10 protein-coding genes are annotated in these 14318 nt (G+C 70.7%); 8 read left to right on the top strand and 2 right to left on the bottom strand.

The window, feature by feature from the left end; genetic code table 11:
* Positions 1-6: 6 nt before the first annotated feature.
* The 3 genes from GGR64_RS03365 to yjfF are packed head-to-tail and all read left to right on the top strand — an operon-like array spanning position 7 to position 3592.
* The gene (locus tag GGR64_RS03365) at positions 7-1518 is read left to right on the top strand and encodes a sugar ABC transporter ATP-binding protein (RefSeq protein WP_184643935.1); all 1512 of its coding nucleotides are present in this window, start codon (positions 7-9) and stop codon (positions 1516-1518) included.
* Positions 1515-2570 (top strand): ABC transporter permease, encoded by a 1056-nt coding sequence (locus tag GGR64_RS03360; protein ID WP_184643933.1) that lies wholly within the window; start codon positions 1515-1517, stop codon positions 2568-2570. The genes GGR64_RS03365 and GGR64_RS03360 overlap by 4 nt, the downstream gene beginning before the upstream one ends.
* Positions 2567-3592 carry a galactofuranose ABC transporter, permease protein YjfF gene (gene yjfF / locus GGR64_RS03355; RefSeq protein WP_184643931.1) on the top strand — a complete coding sequence of 342 codons (1026 nt, stop codon included), beginning with the start codon at positions 2567-2569 and terminating at the stop codon, positions 3590-3592. Before GGR64_RS03360 ends, yjfF begins: the two co-directional genes overlap by 4 nt.
* A 66-nt stretch (positions 3593-3658) precedes the next feature.
* On the opposite strand, the gene GGR64_RS03350 is transcribed toward yjfF, so the two are convergent.
* Positions 3659-6391, bottom strand: coding sequence for a cellulosome protein (locus tag GGR64_RS03350; RefSeq protein WP_184643929.1), 2733 nt, complete (start codon positions 6389-6391; stop codon positions 3659-3661).
* A 316-nt stretch (positions 6392-6707) separates the two neighbouring features.
* On the opposite strand from GGR64_RS03350, the gene GGR64_RS03345 reads away from it, so the two are divergent.
* Together GGR64_RS03345 and GGR64_RS03340 are read left to right on the top strand one after the other, a co-directional pair.
* A complete protein-coding gene (locus tag GGR64_RS03345; RefSeq protein ID WP_184643928.1) occupies positions 6708-7328 on the top strand; it encodes a glutathione S-transferase in 621 nt (206 codons plus the stop codon).
* A gap of 92 nt (positions 7329-7420) precedes the next feature.
* Positions 7421-8140: a hypothetical protein gene (locus GGR64_RS03340; protein ID WP_184643926.1), complete on the top strand. Its 720-nt coding sequence runs from the start codon at positions 7421-7423 to the stop codon at positions 8138-8140.
* 134 nt (positions 8141-8274) lie between these two features.
* Here GGR64_RS03340 and GGR64_RS03335 read toward each other — a convergent pair whose 3' ends face one another.
* Positions 8275-9540, bottom strand: coding sequence for a cation:proton antiporter (locus GGR64_RS03335; protein ID WP_184643924.1), 1266 nt, complete (start codon positions 9538-9540; stop codon positions 8275-8277).
* Positions 9541-9719: 179 nt separating this feature from the next.
* On the opposite strand from GGR64_RS03335, the gene GGR64_RS03330 reads away from it, so the two are divergent.
* From GGR64_RS03330 to GGR64_RS03320, 3 genes are all read left to right on the top strand, one after another.
* Positions 9720-10892, top strand: coding sequence for a dipeptidase (locus GGR64_RS03330; RefSeq protein WP_260302694.1), 1173 nt, complete (start codon positions 9720-9722; stop codon positions 10890-10892).
* Between the two features lie 412 nt (positions 10893-11304).
* Positions 11305-13362 (top strand): elongation factor G, encoded by a 2058-nt coding sequence (gene fusA, locus GGR64_RS03325; RefSeq protein WP_184643922.1) that lies wholly within the window; start codon positions 11305-11307, stop codon positions 13360-13362.
* 224 nt (positions 13363-13586) lie between these two features.
* Positions 13587-14069, top strand: a complete 483-nt coding sequence (locus GGR64_RS03320) for a hypothetical protein (protein ID WP_160964409.1) — start codon at positions 13587-13589, stop codon at positions 14067-14069.
* The last annotated feature ends 249 nt before the right edge of the window (positions 14070-14318 follow it).

Raw genomic sequence — 14318 nt, 5'->3', positions numbered from 1 at the left:
GCGCGCATGCATCCGCTGGTGCTGGAGGCGCAGGGACTGAGCAAGGCCTACGCCGGCGTGGCCGCGCTGGAGGACGTGGCGCTGCGCCTGCGCGGCGGCGAGATCCACGCGCTGATGGGCCAGAACGGCGCCGGCAAGTCGACCCTGATCAAGTTGCTGACAGGGGTGACGGCCGCCGACGCCGGGCGCATTGTGCTGGACGGCGCTGTCGTCGCGCCGGCGTCGCCGCAGCAGGCGCAACGGCTCGGCATCAGCACCGTGTACCAGGAAGTGAACCTGTGCCCGAACCTGTCGGTGGCCGAGAACCTGTTCGCCGGCCGCTATCCGCTGCGCGGCTGGCCGCGGCGCATCGACTGGCGCCGGGTCGAGCGCGACGCCGAGGCCGCACTGCAGCGCCTGGGCATCGCCATCGACGTGCGTCGCGCGCTGGGCACCTATCCGGTGGCGGTGCAGCAGATGGTGGCGATCGCGCGTGCGGTTAGCGTCTCTGCGCGGGTGCTGATCCTCGACGAACCGACTTCCAGTCTCGACGAGGGCGAGGTGGCCGAGCTGTTCCGGGTGATGCGCGCGCTGCGCGAGGCCGGCATGGCGATCCTGTTCGTCACCCATTTCCTGGACCAGGTGTATGCGGTGGCCGACCGCATCAGCGTGCTGCGCAACGGCCGCCTGGTCGGCGAGGACACGCCCGACGCGCTGCCCGCACCGCAACTTGTGGCGGCGATGGTCGGGCGCGCGCTCGACCCGGCCAGCGCCGCAGCCGCCGCGGTGCGCGCCGCCGCGCCCGAGGACGCGGCGCCGCTGCTGCAGGCGCAGGGCCTGGGCCGGCGCGGCCAGCTGCACCCGACCGATCTGCAACTGCGCCGCGGCGAGGTGCTGGGCCTGGCCGGCCTGCTCGGCGCTGGCCGCACCGAACTGGCGCGGCTGCTGTTCGGGCTGGACCGCGCCGATCGCGGCCGCGTGTCGATCGACGGCCGCGACGTGGCCCTGCGCGGCCCGCCCGACGCGATCGCCCACGGCCTGGCACTGTGCCCGGAAGAGCGCAAGACCGAGGGCATCGTCGCCGAGCTGTCGGTGCGCGAGAACATCGTGCTGGCCTTGCAGGCGCGCATGGGCCTGCGCCGGTTCCTGGCGCCGGCCGAGCAGGTGCGCATCGCGCAGGGCTATGTGGACGTGCTGGGCATCAAGACCGCCAGCCTGGACACGCCGGTGGGGCTGTTGTCCGGCGGCAACCAGCAGAAGGTGGTGCTGGCGCGCTGGCTGGCGACGCGGCCGCGGCTGCTGATCCTCGACGAACCCACCCGCGGCATCGACATCGCCGCCAAGCAGGACATCATGACCCGGATCCTGGCCTTGGCCCGCGAGGGCATGGCGGTGCTGTTCATTTCCGCCGAGGTCGCCGAACTCGCGCGCATCGCCGACCGCATCGCGGTGCTGCGCGAACGCCGTCTGGTCGGCGAACTGCCCGGCGGCTGCGGCGAGCGTGCGATCTTCGACCTGATCGCCGGGAGCGCGGCATGAGCGCCGCCGCCACGCCCGATACGACTGCCGCGCGCTGGCCTACGCGGCTGCGCGCGCACCCGCTGTTCTGGCCGCTGGCGACGCTGGCCGTGCTGCTGCTCGGCAACGGCGTGTTCGATCCCGGCTTCCTGAGCCTGCAATGGCGCGATGGCCATCTGTACGGCAGCCTGGTCGACATCGGCAACCGCGCCGCGCCGCTGGCGCTGGTGGCGATGGGCATGACCCTGGTGATCGCGGTGCGCGGCCTGGACATCTCGGTGGGCGCGGTGGTGGCGATCGCCGCGACGGTGGCGGCCTGGATGATCGGTGGCGGCGAACACAGCCGCTTCCCGCTGTGGGCGGTGCTGCTGGCGCCGCTGCTGGTGGCGGCGCTGTGCGGGCTGTGGAACGGGCTGCTGGTGGTCAAGGTCGGCATGCAGCCGATCATCGCCACGCTGATCCTGATGGTGGCCGGGCGCGGCATCGCGCAACTGCTCGGCGACGGACAGATCCTGACCATCTACTACCCGCCGTACTTCTATCTCGGCAACGGCTTCCTGCTCGGCCTGCCGTTCGCCTTGTTCGTGGTCGCCGCGGTGTTCGTGGTGTTGCAGCTGCTGCTGGGGCGCACCGCGTTGGGGCTGTTCGTGCGCGCCATCGGCCACAACCCGCGGGCGGCGCGGGTGGCGGGCGTGCGTGCGCGGTCGATCGCGGTGCTGCTGTATGTGTTCTGCGCGTTCAGCGCCGGCCTCGCCGGGCTGCTGATCAGTTCCAACGTCAAGAGCGCCGACGCCAACAACGCCGGGCAGCTGATGGAGCTGGACGCGATCCTGGCGGTCACCCTCGGCGGCACGCTGCTCGATGGCGGCCGCTTCAGCCTGGCCGGCAGCGTGATCGGTGCGCTGATCATCCAGACCCTGACCGCGACCATCTATGCCTTCGGCGTGCCGGCGCAGGTCACCATGCTGATCAAGGCGCTGCTGGTGTTCGCGGTGATGCTGCTGCAATCGCCGGTGTTCCGCGCCAACCTGCGCAGTTGGATCAGGCGTTCGCCGCCGCAGGTGCGGCCATGAGCGCGGCGGCGCCGCGCGCGACCGTGTCCGGCCTGCGCAAGGCGGCGGGCACGCTGCAGGGCGCGCGCCTGCCGCTGGCGATCACCGTGGCGCTGTTCGTGGCCATGCTCGCGGCCGGCGGCGTGCTCTACGACGGCTTCCTGGCGCCGCAGGTGCTGGCCAATCTGCTGATCGACAACGCCTTCCTGTGCATCGCCGCGGTGGGCATGAGCCTGGTGATCCTCAGCGGCGGCATCGACCTGTCGGTCGGTGCGGTGCTGGCCTTCAGTACGGTGCTGTCGGCGTCGCTGGTCGAACGCCATGGCTGGTCGCCGCTGGCGGCGATCCCGCTGGTGTTGCTGCTCGGCAGCGTCTTCGGCGCCACCATGGGCCTGCTGATCCAGCGCTACCGCCTGCAGCCGTTCGTGGTCACCCTGGCCGGCATGTTCCTGGCGCGCGGCGCCAGCACCCTGATCAGCGTCGACTCGATTTCGATCACCGACCCGCTGTACACCGCGATCGCGCAGGCGCGGCTGCCGCTGGGCGGCGGCGCGTCGCTGTCGGTCGGCGCGCTGATCGCGCTGGCCATGGTGGCGCTGGGCATGTGGCTGACCCAGTGCACCCGCTTCGGCCGCTGCGTGTACGCGCTCGGCGGCAGCGAGGCCTCGGCGCGGCTGATGGGCCTGCCGGTGGAGGCGACGCAGGTGCGCGTCTACGCCTTCAGCGGCTTCTGCTCGGCGCTGGCCGGGGTGGTGTGCACGTTCTACATGTTGTCCGGCTACAGCCTGCATGCGCAGGGCCTGGAGCTGGACGCCATCGCCGCGGTGGTGATCGGCGGCACCCTGCTCGCCGGCGGCAGCGGCTACGTGATCGGCACTTTGTTCGGCGTGCTGATCCTGGGCGCGATCCAGACCTTGATCGTGTTCGACGGCACGCTCAGCTCGTGGTGGACGCGCATCGTGATCGGTGGTTTGCTGCTGCTGTTCTGCCTGTTGCAACGGCTGCTGACCCGGCGCCTGCCGGCAGCGGATGCCGTTGCCTGACCTGGGGCGCCGGGCGGCGCCAGCGCGCAAGCGCGCGCGTGCTGCCGTTTCTCGCGACAGTCCCCGCTAGCGGGGTGCCGGCGGCACCGCGTCGTCCTGCAGCGGCGTGACCGCGATCCAGTCGATGTCCGGTGCGTACCGCGAGCGCAGCAGGATGTCGGGAGCACGCTGCGAGATGTAGTGGACGCCGTCGGCGTCGGGCATCTCTTCGCCGGAAAGCTGGATGCGATTGCGCCCGGCGTGCAGTTCGACCGGCACGCTCAGTTCCCACCAGTTGTTGCGGTGGAAGCTGTGCGGAAAGGTCGCCAGTATCGGCGGCGCCCTGTTGACGCGGATGCGCCCGATGCGGGCCAGCGGATCCGGGTTGTAATGGCTTGCCTTCGACTGTTCGTCGTTGGCGTAACGCAGGGTCAGCATGTACGGGCCGGCGCGCTCGACCATGACCGAGGCGAAGGTGAGCGTATTGCCGTTGCCGGGTTCGCCGCCGATGCCGGTCACCGCTGCGCCGCCGCTGGCGAGGGTGGCCTGGGTGCGATGCGCGCTACCGACGATGGTCGCCTGTTCGGCTTCGTAGTGCGGGCCGAGCATAGCGCCGGGCCCCACCCGCAGGCGATCCAGCACGGGGCGCTCGGCGCTTCCGCCGACCACGATCTTGTTGATCCCGCCCAGCAGGAACACCGCTTGCGTGGGCGTCTGCAGCGGGCGGCCGTTGACGGCGAGCGACAGCGCGCCGGGCGTGGCCAGATCCATCGACAGCGGCGTCACTCCTTCCTGCGCCGCATACACCCAGAAGGTGGCGGTGGCGCCGGCCGGCAGCGCCACCGCGCCGGCGCCGGAGACGTCGTCGCGGTCGTAGCGCGCCTGCGCGCCGCCCGCCAGCGTGGCGAGTTCGGCCTCGTAGACCTGCGTCTCGCTGGCGGGATCGGGCAACGACAGGGTGATGCGGTCGATCAGCGCATTGCCGCGTGTGTGCCGCCGCCCATCCGCGCTTGCGCTGGCGATGCCGAGCACGTGGCGGCCCGCGCTCAGGCGGAGGCGCAGGTCGGCGTGGTCCCACACCACCGGCTTGTAGCCGAGCGGTAGCATCACCTCGCGTTCGCTGGCCGGATCCCCGTCGATGCGCACGAAGACATTGGTCGGCCCCAGTGCGGCGACCAGCGGATCCTGGTTGAAACTGTTGGCGAGGATGCGCAGATCGTAGAGGCCGTCCTGCGGCACCGCGACGGCGAAGTCCAGGCGCACATCGCGGTCGCTGGCGAATCCGCCGACGGCGTAGCGGCCGGAGGTGAAGAAACGATCGAGCGCCTGCGGCGAGCCTTCCGGACCGTGCCGTTCGTAGCCGCTGCCCTGATGCGCGGCGTCCTCTGCTTCGTACCGCTGCTGCCAGCGCAGTGCCGGCGGTTGTGCAGGGCCGCCGTGCATGCCCGGCATGACCACCAGGCTGTAGGCCGATTCGGCGTTCAGCGCCGGCAATGCGCCGTGGCCGAACTGCAGATCGATGCGGTCGGCGACCACCGGCACCTGCACGTCCGCGAGCAGGCGCGGTGCGGCGGCGTCGCCGAGCTGTCCGGTCCAGGGGACTTCGCGCACGACCACGCGCACTTGCTTGCCGAACGAGGCGCTCGGAATGTGGGTCAACGCCAGCGTGGCGGGCCCGCTACTGCCGCCGAACAGGACGCGCGCCTGCGTCTGTCGCGGGTCGAGGGCGGCCACCGCCTGCAGGCTGTCGTCCTGCCCGGGATGCGGTGGCGTTACCGCCACGGTGCGCATGCCACGCATCGCCGCATAGGCGTTCAGTAGCCACCACTGGCCGTTGCCGCGATTGGCCTGGACCGCCGAGTCGCTCAGGTTGCCGTCGATGTTCCAGTACGCCAGGTCGGCATCGACCTTGGCCGCTTCGATCGCCGCCGCCCACTGCACGATCTGCCCCGGCACCGAGGTGTGGTAGTTGAACGCGTACTCGTCGATGTTGATCCGCAGGTGCCGGCCGGCCAGCGCGGTGCCGGCGAAGAGTTCCTGTTCCCAGCGGCGGAAGCGGGCCACGCTGCGCGACAACGACGCGGGATTGCTCAGTTCGTGCCAGGTGACCACGTCGGGCAGGGTGCCCGCGCGCAGCGCATGCTGCAGGAAGCCCTTGTCCTGGTCGAACAGAATGCTGGTGTTGGGGCCGGCGATGCGCGCGTCCGGCAGGATGGCGCGGATGCGTCGCCATGCGCGGTCCCAGGCGTCGAAATAGGCGCTCGGGTCGCTGCGCCAATCCACGCCGTTGCAACTGTCCGGACCCGCCTGTCCCGGCGCGGCGGCCTTGGCGAACATGTTGCCTTCGGGCTCGTTGAACGGCACGAACACCACGTGCCGGCGGTATTGCGCGGGCAGCGCCTTGACCTGCTCGACCTGGCGCGCGATCTCGTCCAGGTAGTGCGCTACGGACTGCGCGCAGTCGCCCTGGGTCCAACCGTACGGGAAGCCGCGGTGGATGTCGGTCATGTAGATGTAGGTATCGCCGCCGGAGCCGGTGGCGATCGAGCGAATCACCTCGAGCGCATCGGCGCCGGGATGTTGCAGCCCGTCCTGTGCCTTGGTCGCCACGCTGCGCAGGCCCATGCCCTCGACCAGGTTGGGTGACGGCAGGCGCGCGTCGTACAGACCGTAGAGACTGCCGGCGCCGCCGCCATGGAACGGGCCGGTGTCCTGCGCCAGGTCGACGGTGAGGCGATCGGCCGCGGTCGCGGTGCCGGCCCAGGTGGCGAGGCAGAGGGCCAGCAGCCGCGGGACGGGGAAACGAACAGATGCGAGCATGGGCGGGATGTCGGCAATGGCACGATGCGGCCGGCGCGTGGCGACACCATCGCCCGCCGGGTCTTGGCGGCAGGATAGGGCCGCCAGCCACCATCGAACAATCGCGTAAATCGGCGCTGCGATATCCGAATCGGGATGAGGTGTCGCCGCCTGCGACGGATCGCGCTGTCGCGGGTGGTTGCGTGGTGGACGCGCATCCTGATCGGCAGTCTGCTGCAGTGCTTCCTGCTGTGGCCGCCTTCCCGACGGCGGCGGGCGGTGCGCGCTTGCACGGCGCTGCGGCGTAGAATCCAGCGAACGCAACCGGAGCGCCGACATGCTGACCATCTGGGGTCGCCACAACTCGAGTAACGTGCGCAAGGTGCTGTGGTGCGCCGAGGAAGCCGGCGTGGCGTACCAATCGATCGAGGTTGGTGGCGCGTTCGGAGGCAACGACGCACCGGCCTATCGCGCGCTCAATCCGAACGGCCTGGTGCCGGCGATCGAGGACGACGGCCTGGCGTTGTGGGAATCCAACGCCATCGTGCGCTACCTGGCCGCGCGCTACGCCCCGGGCACGCTGTACCCGCAGGATCCGGTGTTGCGGGCGCAGGGCGACAAGTGGATGGACTGGACCACCTCGCGCTTCGCCGGCGCCTTCCGCGACCTGTTCTGGGGCGTGCTGCGCACGGCGCCGGAACAGCGCGACGCCGCCAGGATCGCCGCCGCGCTGGAACAATCGGCCGAGCTGTTGCACACCGCCGATGCCGCGCTGGCGCAGCAGCCGTGGCTGTCGGGCGAGCACTTCGCGATGGGCGACATCCCGCTGGGCAGCTTCGTCTATGCCTGGTTCGAGATGCCGATCGAGCGCCCGGCGCTGCCGCACCTGCACGCCTGGTACCAACGCCTGCAGCAGCGCCCGGCCTACCGCAAGGGTGTGATGACGGCGCTGACCTGAGTGGCATCGTGCACGGCCGGCGCGTCGTCGCGGCGGCCCGCCTGTGACGTGCGCGCATTTGCGATCCCACTGACGGCAAGGAGCCGCGACCGATGATCGAACCTCCCAAGATCGTTCTCTGCATTCCCGGGTCATGGCCGGATCGCGCCGACCTGCTGGCGCGCATCGTTCAGGACAGTGGCGGTTACCTGTTCGCCGGGCACGTGCTGATGCACATCGACAGCGGTGCGGCGTGCGAATTGCAGCACGAGCCGCACGATGCACGCATGGCTGCCGCGTTCGCCGCCGCCGGACCGCACTGGCGTGGCTCCACGGACATGGCACGCATCGGCACCCATGCGTCGGTCGTGTACCTGATCGGCGCCGGCGGCTCGCGGGTACGCGCCGAGACGATGATGCGTGCGGCCGCTGCGTTGCTGGACGCCGGCGGCCTGGGGGTGAAGGTCGAAAGCAGCGGCGTCGCCCACAGCCCGGCCGACTGGCGCCAACTGTGCGCGGACCTGGCGCTTGGCAGCGCCCATCGCGCCTACGTGCTGAACATCACCGGCGAGCAGGTGCATTCCTGCGGCATGCACCAGTTCGGCATGAAGGACGCGATCGTCGCGGCGCAGGCGGCGACCGAGCCGGTCGGCCTGCTGCACACCTTCACCTCCTATCTGTTCAACGAAGCGCCCGACGTGCGTGAGGGCCATACGTTCTCGGTCGCGGCGGATGCGCCGCGCTACCGGATCCAGGCCGAGGCCAGCAGCCAGTTCCAGCCGGGCGACCTGTTCGCCAATCCCTACGGGTTGTGGCGGCTGACACCGCTCTGACGGCGCGTTTCTTCCGAGATCCGTGTGTGGCGAGCAGGGCCTGATGAGTTGCTCGCCGCGACCGGCGGCTGCAGTGAGCCTGGTCTGCTCCGGATGCGGCGTTGCGACGATGCCTTCGTCGGCGCCTGTGCGCCTCAGGGTCTCCCGCCGGCCACCGCCGGCACCGCGTCGCCAGCTGCGCGGCGCATCACCCAGTTGAACAGCGGGGTGGCCATCAGCGTGGAGGTGATGGCCATCAGCACCAGGATCGAGAACAGGCCCTGTTCGATCACTCCGGCCTGCAGGCCGATGTTGATGATGATCAGCTCCATCAGGCCGCGCGCGTTCATCAGTGCGCCGATCGCCATCGCATTGTGGTTGTTCTCGCCGCTGATCCGCGCCGCGGCCCAGCAGGCGATGCCCTTGCCCAGGAACGAGGCCAGCAGCACCACGCCGGCGGCCAGCAGGATCTGCGGGTCCAGCAGCACGCTCAGCTCGGTCTTGAGCCCGGAGAAGGTGAAGAACATCGGCAGCAGGAACACCACCACGAACGGCTGCAACTGCTCGCGCAGCTTCTCGGTCAGCGCGCCCTTGGGCAGGCAGGCACCGAGCAGGAAACCGCCGAACACCGCGTGGATGCCAATGGCGTCCATCGCCCAGGCGCTGACGCAGAACAGCATCAGCACCACCGCGAGCACGCCTGCGCTCAGTGGCTGGTCGGGGCGCACGTGGTCGGCCAGGCGGCGCAGCCAATGGCGGCCGACCAGCATCATGAACAGCGCGTAGCCCACGCCGCCGCCGATCGCCAGATAGGCGCTGCCCCAACTGCCGCCGAAGCTGGCCAACACCACCGCGAGGATGCACCAGGCCGCGGCGTCGTCGACCGCGCCGGCGGTCAGCGCCAGCGTGCCCAGCGGGCTGCCGGTGAGGCCGCGCTCGTGGATGATCCGCGCCAGCATCGGGAACGCGGTGATGGCGATGGCCGCGCCCAGGAACAGCGAGGCCTCCAGCAGCTTGGCCTTGGCCGAGAACAGCCCCGGCACGTGCAGCAGCCACGGCGCCAGCACGAAGGCCAGCACGAACGGCACCGCGATGCCGGCCAGCGACACGCCCATCGCGCTGCGGTAGCGCGTGCGGAAGTGCTCGCCACGGAAATCGGTACCGACCAGGAACATGTACAGGCCCACGCCGAACTGCGCCGCCACGTACAGCATGTCCAGGGTCGGCTTGGGAAACAGCGCCTGCTGCAGGTCCGGCAGCAGCGCGCCGAACAGCGACGGCCCCAGCGCGACGCCGGCGATCATCTCGCCGACCACCTGCGGCTGTCCCAGGCGCTTGGCCAGCAGGCCGACCAGGCGGCACGCCAGCAGGATCGCCGCTGCCTGCAGAAAGAAATACACCGACATCTGCGGGGTGGTCATGGGCGGCCGTCCTGGAAGTGTCGGCGGATGATAGGAGGCCGGCGCCGCGAAATCCATGCGGCCGCCGCGCCACGTGGTGGAGCGGGGCGCGTTTGCGGTATGGTGCCTCGCGCGCGCCGCATCGCGCATGACGGCACGCACGCGCGCCGACACCGCAGGACGCACCGGGGAACGAAGCGATGAGCAAGGGATGGACGCGGCGGCAATGCCTGGGCGCCGCTGCCGCAGGCGCCGTGGCCGGCCTGCGGCCCGGGGCCGCCATCGCGGGCGCCGCCACTGCCGATGCGAGCGGCGCCGATGCGCTGTACCGGCGCGCATTGGTGCTGGATGCCAATGCCTTGGCGTCGATCGGGGAGGTGTTCGCTGGCGCGGATGCGCCGCAACTGCTGCAGCAACTGCGCGACTCCGGCGTATCGGTGCTGAAGACCACGCTGGGCGGTGCGGCGGGCGACTTCGAGACCGCCGTGCAGGACATCGCCGCCGCGCAGGCGCTGGTCGAACGCGAGCCGCAGCACTTCCTCAAGGTGCTGCAGCCAGCCGACCTGCGTCGCGCCAAGCGCGAGGGGCGCGTCGCGTTGATCTTCTCCTTCGAGTCGGCGGCGATGCTGGAGGACAAGCCCGCGCGCATCGACCTGTTCCGCCAGCTCGGGGTGCGGGTCATGCAACTGACCTACAACCGCACCACGCCGTTCGGCGTGGGCTGCCTGGACGGCGACGCGGGCGGCGTCACCGCGCTCGGCCGCGACGCGATCGCGCGCATGAACCGGCTCGGGGTGGCGCTGGATCTCAGCCATTGCAACCTGCAGACCACGCGCGATGGCATTGCCCTGTCGCAGCGCCCGCCGGTCATCACCCATGCCGGATGCGCCGCGGTGTTCGCGCATCCGCGCAACAAGCAGGACGCCGAGTTGCGCGCGCTGGCCGACAAGGGCGGAGTGATGGGCGTCTACATGCTGCCGTTCCTGACCGAGGATCGCCGCCAGCCGCAGCTGGCCGACTACATGCGTCACCTGCAGCACGCTCTCGACGTCTGCGGCGAGGATCATGTCGGTATCGGCACCGACTCGCTGTTTTTCCCGATCACCGACGAGGACCGGCGCGCCTTCGCCGCGGACCTGGTGCAGCGGCGCCGCGATGGCATCGGCGCCCCGGGCGAGAACCGTCTGCCCTACCTGCCCGACGCCAACACTCCGCGCAAACTCGAACGCGTCGCCGACGCGTTGCTGCGCCAGGGCTACGGCGCCCGCGTCGCCGAAAAGGTGCTGGGCCTGAACTTCGAGCGGGTCTTCGGCGAAATCTGGAGCGTGTCACGCTGCGCAGTGCGCAATTGGCCTGGCGTGACGCCACGGTAGGTGGTGCGTTGCAAACAGCGGCGTTCACCGTTCCAGCGGCAACGCGCCGCCCGCATTGACCGGGTCCTCGCACAGGTCCAGACTTGCGGCCACATTTCCTCGAACGCCCACGCCGCCATGGCCCACGCACCGCTGCTGATATTGCCCAACGCCCTGCGCGTCAGCGCAGGCCGGGTGCGCCTGCCTGAAGGAGTGGTCGACGCCGTGCGCTAACGCCGGCCATCGCCGATCCGACGCAGACAAGCACCCGATGGGTGCTTTTTTATTGCCTGTTTTTTGCTGTTCCACCGTTCCGACACGCCAAGGAGAACGTGCCATGCACTACGCCGCCGAACCCGAAACCTAGCCGCATGCCCGCCTCGCCAACCGGGGCATGCGGCTTCCCCAGTGTTGGCAATGCGGAACCTCTCTCATGAACACGAATACCCTTTCCCGCTGGCGCAACCTCGGCATCATCGCCCACATCGACGCCGGCAAGACCACCCTCACCGAACGCCTGCTGTGGGCCGCCGGTGCGATCCATCGTCTCGGCGAAGTCCACGACGGTGCCGCCACCACCGACTTCTCGGACATCGAGCGCGCGCGCGGCATCAGCATCGGTGCGGCCGCCGTGCAGGTGCAGTGGGCGCCGGCCGGGCAGCCGACGCATCGCCTGACCCTCATCGACACGCCCGGACACATCGATTTCGCGATCGAGGTGGAACGCTCGCTGCGCGTGCTCGACGGCGCGGTCGCGGTGTTCTCCGCGGTCGACGGCGTGCAGCCGCAGTCGGAAACCGTGTGGCGGCAAGCGCGTCGCCACGGCGTGCCGATGCTCGCGTTCGTCAACAAGATGGACCGTGCCGGCGCCTCGTTCGACGGCGTACTGGCGCAGTTGCGCAGCAAGCTCGACGCGACGGTCTGGGCGGTCGGCGTGCCGATGCCGGGCGACTCCGGTTTCGACGGCTGGAGCGATCTGGTCGGCGGCCGCCTGCTGACCTGGGACGACGAGGGGCAATTGCACACGCGCGCCTGGCATGCCGCCGAGGCAGCCGCGTTCGCGGACGCGCGCGAGCAGTTGATCGCCGCGGTGGCCGAACACGACGAGGCGCTGGCGCAGGCCTATCTCGAGGAACGCGCGATCGACGCCGAGCTGCTGCGCGCCGCCTTGCGCCGGGCCACCCTGGCCGGCGCCGGTGTGCCGGTGCTGGCCGGATCGGCGTTCAAGCGCAAAGGCATCGAGCCGTTGCTGGACGCGATCGTCGACTGGTTGCCGTCGCCGTTGGACCGCCCGCCGGTCGCCGCCCGCCCCGACGCCGACGCCGACGCCGAGGACGGACACGACACGTTGCTGGCGCCGGATCCGTCCGGTCCGCTGGCGGCGCTGGTGTTCAAGTTCGCGCATACCGCGCAGGGGCCGTTGGCCTTCGTGCGCGTGTATTCGGGCACCTTGCGCGTCGGCGACACGGTGTGGACCTCGCATGCGCGGCGTCCGCGCCGGGTCGGCCGGCTGGCGGTGGTGCAGGCGCAGCGGACCCACGACGTGGACCAGGCCCAGGCCGGCGAGATCGTCGCCGTGCTCGGCTGGAAGGACGCGGTCAGCGGCGAGACGCTCAGCGGTGTGCAGGCGCGGTGGGTGCTGGAGCGCATCCGCACGCAACCGCCGGTGCTGGCGTGGCGGCTCGGCGCGGCCAACGCGGCCGAGCTGGTGCGGCTGGGACAGGGCCTGGCGCGGCTGGCGCAGGAGGATCCCTCGTTCCGCGTCGACAGCGATCCGGAGACTGGCGAAGCGGTGATCTGGGGCATGGGCGAGCTGCACCTGGAGGTGATGGTCGAGCGCCTGCGCAGCGAGTGGCACGTGGACGTGCGCACCGGTGCGCCGCGCGTGGCCTACCAGGAAACGCCGCGTGCGGCCGCGCTGGGCGTGGCGGCACGGCTGTCCAAGCAGAACGGCGGCCAGGGCCAGTTCGCGCAGGTGGTGCTGGATGTGCTGCCGCGTGCGGACGGTGCGGTGACCTTCGTCGACCGCAGCCGCGGCGGCGTGGTGCCGAAGGCCTTCGTCGCCGCCACCGAGAAGGGTGCGCGGGCGGCGCTGGCGCAAGGCCCGCTCGGCCATCCGGTGGTCGGCGTGGAGGTGGTGCTGGTCGATGGTCAGGCGCATGCGGTGGATTCGTCGGACCTGGCGTTCCAGCGCGCGGCCTCGGAAGCGGTGAAGGCGGCGCTGGCACAGGCCGGGACGCTGCTGCTGGAGCCGGTGATGGCCTTGGCGATCGAGACGCCGGCGCACAGCGTCGGCGACGTGCTCGGCGATCTGCAGCGGCGCGAAGGACGCGTCGTGGCGATCGAAGAGCGCGGCGCCCGTGCCGAGGTGGTCGCGCAGGCGCCGCTGGCGCAACTGCAGGCCTACGCCACCGCGTTGCGCTCGCTGACCCAGGGTCGGGCATCGGCGAGCATGACCTTCGACGGCTATGCGCCGGTCAAGGCCGCGTGAGCCGGATTGCCATCTGGCAATGCGGCAGGAGGACGAGGAGCCGGTTCGCCGGCTCCTCTTTTTTTGCGGCAGGCAACGCCGTGATGCAGCCGCCAAGCGGGCGTGGATGGCGCTCGCAATCCTGGCAACGGCACGCGACATTTTGTTCGCCATGCTGATGCGCACCGCTTGCGTCGACGCCGCGAACCGGGCTTCATAGCCGGCCCCGATCGCCGGAGCCGCCCATGCATCGCCGTCTTGCCCTCCTGACCCTGCTTGCCCTGTCGCCGGCACTCGCCGCGGCGCAGCCGCCGGCATGCGCGACGCCGCTGCAGATGGCCGAGCGCCTGTACAAGGCGCGCGATTTCTACTGGCAGCCGCAGAACCTGGACGGCTTGCTGACGCCGTCCTTCGCGCACGCGCTGCAGGCCGACCAGCGCTGCGCCGCGCGCGAGGGCGTGTGCCGCCTCGACTTCGATCCGTGGACCAGCGCGCAGGACGGCGACATTCAGGGCGCGCCGACCTTCACCCTGGTCTCGGGCGGGTCGCAGGCCACCGTGGTGGAGGTGCGGATGGACTACCGGCTCGCGCTCGGCGGCCGCGCCGCGCGGGCGCGCTCGGTCAAGATCGAACTGCAGCGTCGCGGCAACGGCTGCTGGGCGGTCAGTGACCTGATCGCGCCGGACGGGCAGTCGCTGTTCGCGCTGCTGACCGACCCGGAGGGCTAGGCGCGCAGCGCGGCATGTCGCCCAGGAATCCAAATCCTTCTGCTGCGAGAGGGCTGGTGCGCCGTGCGCATTGCCGCATGCCGCCCTCACTGGGCGGGAGACCTTGGATGCGCTGGCAGTTGGGTCTGCTCCGCGCATACGCTATCGATCGGCGGCCGGCGATTGGGGATGAATGGATGTGCTGCGCGCACAGACCCTCACCCCAACCCCTCTCCCGGCGGGAGAGGGGCTAGCAGCGCGGCGGTGGTC

Origin of the sequence: Xanthomonas sp. 3307, from assembly GCF_014199735.1 — a bacterium.
Taxonomy (GTDB): Bacteria; Pseudomonadota; Gammaproteobacteria; order Xanthomonadales; family Xanthomonadaceae; genus Xanthomonas_A; species Xanthomonas_A rydalmerensis.
The sequence above is the reverse complement of the archived record's forward strand: the minus strand, read 5'-3'. Positions and strand labels throughout refer to the sequence as shown.